5 protein-coding genes are annotated in these 3709 nt (G+C 75.1%); 1 reads left to right on the top strand and 4 read right to left on the bottom strand.

The annotated features are described in order from the left end of the window. The coding region (locus VGB14_01235; protein ID HEX9991528.1) for a hypothetical protein at positions 1 to 736 on the top strand (736 nt) is incomplete at its 5' end. Here the strand turns inward: VGB14_01235 and VGB14_01230 are convergent. The 4 genes from VGB14_01230 to VGB14_01215 form a co-directional block, all read right to left on the bottom strand. Continuing rightward, positions 733 to 1986, bottom strand: coding sequence for an MFS transporter (locus tag VGB14_01230; GenBank protein HEX9991527.1), 1254 nt, complete (start codon positions 1984 to 1986; stop codon positions 733 to 735). The two genes, VGB14_01235 and VGB14_01230, sit on opposite strands and share 4 nt — an antisense overlap. Positions 1987 to 2039: 53 nt before the next feature. After that, positions 2040 to 2750 carry a Bax inhibitor-1 family protein gene (locus VGB14_01225; GenBank protein HEX9991526.1) on the bottom strand — a complete coding sequence of 237 codons (711 nt, stop codon included), beginning with the start codon at positions 2748 to 2750 and terminating at the stop codon, positions 2040 to 2042. Between the two features lie 197 nt (positions 2751 to 2947). Next, positions 2948 to 3283 carry a hypothetical protein gene (locus VGB14_01220; GenBank protein HEX9991525.1) on the bottom strand — a complete coding sequence of 112 codons (336 nt, stop codon included), beginning with the start codon at positions 3281 to 3283 and terminating at the stop codon, positions 2948 to 2950. A 29-nt stretch (positions 3284 to 3312) separates the two neighbouring features. Beyond that, a partial coding sequence (locus VGB14_01215; protein HEX9991524.1) for an ATP-binding protein occupies positions 3313 to 3709 on the bottom strand: 397 nt, incomplete at its 5' end.

The following is a 3709-nucleotide window of genomic DNA, read 5'->3' as shown; positions in this document are numbered from 1 at the left end:
GCCGGCCGCCGAGGCCGGGATCCAGGGCGGCGACATCGTGACCAAGCTGGAGGGGCTGGCCCTCGCCACCGACGGCACGATGGCCGACTACTGCGACATCCTCCGCACCCAGGGCTCCGACGCCCCCCTCGCCGTGCAGGTCCTCCGGTTCTCGACCAACGAGATCCTCCAGGGCACCCTCAACGAGGACGCCCCCCTGGAGGTCGCCCAGTCGCTGGGCAGCCAGCTCGAGGAGGAGGAGCCGGCGCCGGACCAGGGCGGCCCGACCACCTACGAGTACACCTACGTGCAGGACGACTCCGGCGTGCTCTCGGTCGAGGTCCCGACCGACTGGGGCGACGTCGACGGCAGCGCGCTCACCCTGCCGGACGGCACCACCGCCGCGCAGGTGACGGCCGCCACCAGCCTCGATGAGTACCGCCTCAGCTTCGAGGTGTCGGGCGTGCAGATCGTGAGCTTCGACGGGTTCCACGACCCCGACGGCACCATCGACCTGCTCACGAGCGGGATCGGCGTCGACAACGCCTGCGAGGGCGGCACCAGGGAGGACTACGACGACGGCCTCTACACCGGCCGCTTCGAGCACTACACCTGCGGCGACGCCGTCTTCGTCGCCATCGCCGCCACCCCGGAGAACCAGGCGTTCACCGTGTACGTGAACGTCCAGGTGCTGAACGACGCCGACTACGAGGCGCTCGACCGGGTCATCCAGAGCTTCATCGTCTCGACGGACTAGCGGGCCGGGGGCCCGTCCGCGCCGGCCAGCGCGCCGGCGTGGACGGGCTCGGGCCGGCGGATCGTCCTCGTGAGGGTCAGGTAGGCGACCCCCCACGTGCTGGCCACGAGGGCGAGGGCGACGGTGACCGGCCGGGGACCGAACGTGTCGCTCCCCCAGCCGGACAGCAGGAACGACGTGCTCATGGTCAAGGTGACGAGCGCGAAGTCGGCGGCGAAGATCCGGCCCCGCAGCTCGTCGGGGGTCTCGCTCTGGAGGCCGATGTTCGACAGGGTCCACTGGGCGCCGCCGCCCAGGTGGGCGACGAACGCGGCGACCAGCGCCACCCCGAGCACCGGCGAGGCGGCGACGCCCAGGTAGCCGATCCCGTACACGAGGCCGGCGGCGCCGCACACGAGCAGGATCGTCGGCGTGCCCCTCGCCGCGTGCCGGCGGGCGAAGAGCGGACCGAGCAGCGCGCCCATCCCCCGGGCGGCGAGCAGCAGGCCGATGGCCGCGTCGCCGCCGTGGAACACGTCGGTGCCGTACACGGCGAGGAGCGGGACCACGCCGCCTGCGAGGCCGAGGCCGGTCTTCGAGAACAGCAGCAGGAGCACGGGCCGGTGGCCGGCGGCGTAGCGGACGGCGTCGACCGTGTCGGCGATCGGCCGCAGCCGGGTCCCGGCGGCGGGGCGGGGCGCGTTCATCGGGCGGCGGACGCCGGCGATCAGCGCCGCGGCGACGACGAACGTCGCCGCGTCGGCCACGAAGGCGGCGTCACGGCCGAACGCCACGGCGAACGCCCCGCCGACGGCGGCGCCGACGGCGAGCATGGCGCCCCACACCGACCCGAGGAGCGCGTTGGCCCTCGGCAGGTCCTCCGGCTCGACCAGGTTCGGGATGGCGGCCTGGGCGGCCGGGGCGACGAACGCGCCGAGCGCGGCGACCCCGGCCCTGGCCAGGAACGCCAGCCACAGCGTCGACTCGCTCACCGCCAGGAGGGTGAGCGCGAACAGGCACTGGCAGAGCGAGACGGCGATGACGAGGCGGCGCCGGTCGAGGCGGTCGACCATCGGCCCGGCCAGCGGGGTCACGAGGAAGACCGGGAGCATGGTGGCGACCATCAGCCCGCCGGCCGCGAGCGGCGAGTCGGACAGGTCGAGCACGAGGCCGAGCAGGGCGACGTCGGCGAACCAGTCGCCGAGGTAGGAGACGACCTGGGCGAAGAACAGCAGCCGGAGGTCCCGGTTGCCGCGCAGCAGCGCCACCACGGGGCGGCACGGTACCGGCGCCCGCCGCCGGAGCGGCGGTCAGGCGGGCGTGCTCAGCGGCGCATCTGGGTGAGCAGGCGCAGGACGTACCAGAACAGCAGCATCACCGAGGCGAACAGCTGGACCGCCGCGCCGACGTGGGCCTCCGACGGGTAGCGGCGCATGATCGTCTGGGTCTGGTAGAGGATCGAGCCGCCGGCCAGGGCGATCATCCCGACCGAGAACCAGACGCCGAGCTCGAGCCCGAACAGCAGGGCGGCGCCGATCAGGACCAGGGCGCACACGCCGCCCCACATCAGCATCGGGCGCAGGAACGACAGGTCGGCCCTGGTGGTGAAGGCGACGACGGTCAGGCCGGCGAAGCCGACGGCGGTGATGACCGCGGCGGCCCACACGGTCGTCGCCCCGCCGCCCTCGACGTGGAACACGTAGTGGAGGAACGGGGCGAAGATGACCGCCTCGGCGGCGGCCAGGCCGAACAGGCCGCCGTACTGGCGGGCCGGGTTGGCGAGGTCGTGGGCCGCCGACGTGGACAGCCAGTTGACGACCATGAAGCCGCCGAGGACGAGGAGCCAGGCGCCCCGGCTGCCGGCGATCAGGTCGTACAGCGCCTCGCTGATGCCGAGGGTGACGAGGAGCGTCTCGAAGGCCAGGAAGGCGGCGACGGCGGCGACCAGGTGTTGGTAGACCCGGACGACGAACGCCCCCCGCTCGGTCGCGCCGAGCGCGGCGACGGGGTACTGGCCGACCGGTGCTGCCGCCATCGGGACCTCCGGGACCTGGGGAGACGGGCGCCGCCCAGGGTACCGGCACCCCGCCCGCCGGCCGGGGCTGCCGCCGGTGACGTCCGGCTCGTCGTCCCGGCCGACTGACCCGCCGCGGCCGCAGGGATCGTGCGGGGGGCCGGGGTCAGGCCGGCCGGGTCGGCGGACGAGCGGGTCGCCGGCGGGTGGACCCCGCGTCAGTCGTCGGTGCCGTCGTCGGCGTCGTCGCCCTCGCGGTCGGCGGAGGCGTCGAGCACGTTGAAGTCCCGGTCGAGGTGGACGTCGACCTGGCGGCCGTCGTCCATGGTCACCTCCACCTCGTAGTAGCCCTCCTCGTCGCCGACCTCGGTCTCGGTGACCCGGCCGCCGCCGGTGTGCTCCAGCGCGGCGGCGCTGGCCCGGCGCAGCGCGTCGCCGGTGATCGGGGCCTCGGCGTCGTCCCCGCCGCCGGCGGCGACGGCGATGCCCGTGCCCGCCCCGGCCAGCAGCAGCGCCCCGGCGCCCGCGGCGATCCACTTCGTCCTGCGGTTCATGACCTCACCTTTCCACGGGCTCGCTGAAGTCACCCTGAACCGGCCGGCAGCCGCACCTCGACCCGGGTGCCGCCGAGCGGGCTGTCGGCCACCGCCACCGCCCCGCCGTGCGCGCTCACCAGCTCGGCGACGATGGCGAGGCCCAGGCCCGTCCCGCCCGAGTCGCGAGCCCGGGCGTCGTCCAGCCGCACGAACCGCTCGAACACCCGCCGCCGCTCCGGGGCCGGGATGCCGGGCCCGTCGTCGTCGACGGCGACCACCACCGACCCGTCGACCTCGGCCACCGAGAACGCCACCCTGGCCCTCGCGTGGCGGGCGGCGGTGGCGGCGACGTTGCGGAGGACGCGGGCGAGCGCCGCCCGGTCGCCGGCGTCCCGGCCGCCGGACCCCGCCCGGGGGTCGACCTCCAGCCCGGTCGTCGCCCGC

Source organism: Acidimicrobiales bacterium (assembly GCA_036399815.1).
Taxonomy (GTDB): Bacteria; Actinomycetota; Acidimicrobiia; order Acidimicrobiales; family DASWMK01; genus DASWMK01.
This window is presented reverse-complemented; position numbering and strand designations above follow the sequence as displayed.

Excerpts from the sequence above, each read along its gene's own strand:
- VGB14_01225 (HEX9991526.1), bottom strand. The coding sequence starts at position 2,750 with ATGGCGGCAGCACCGGTCGGCCAGTACCCCGTCGCCGCGCTCGGCGCG.
- VGB14_01220 (HEX9991525.1), bottom strand. The coding sequence starts at position 3,283 with ATGAACCGCAGGACGAAGTGGATCGCCGCGGGCGCCGGGGCGCTGCTG.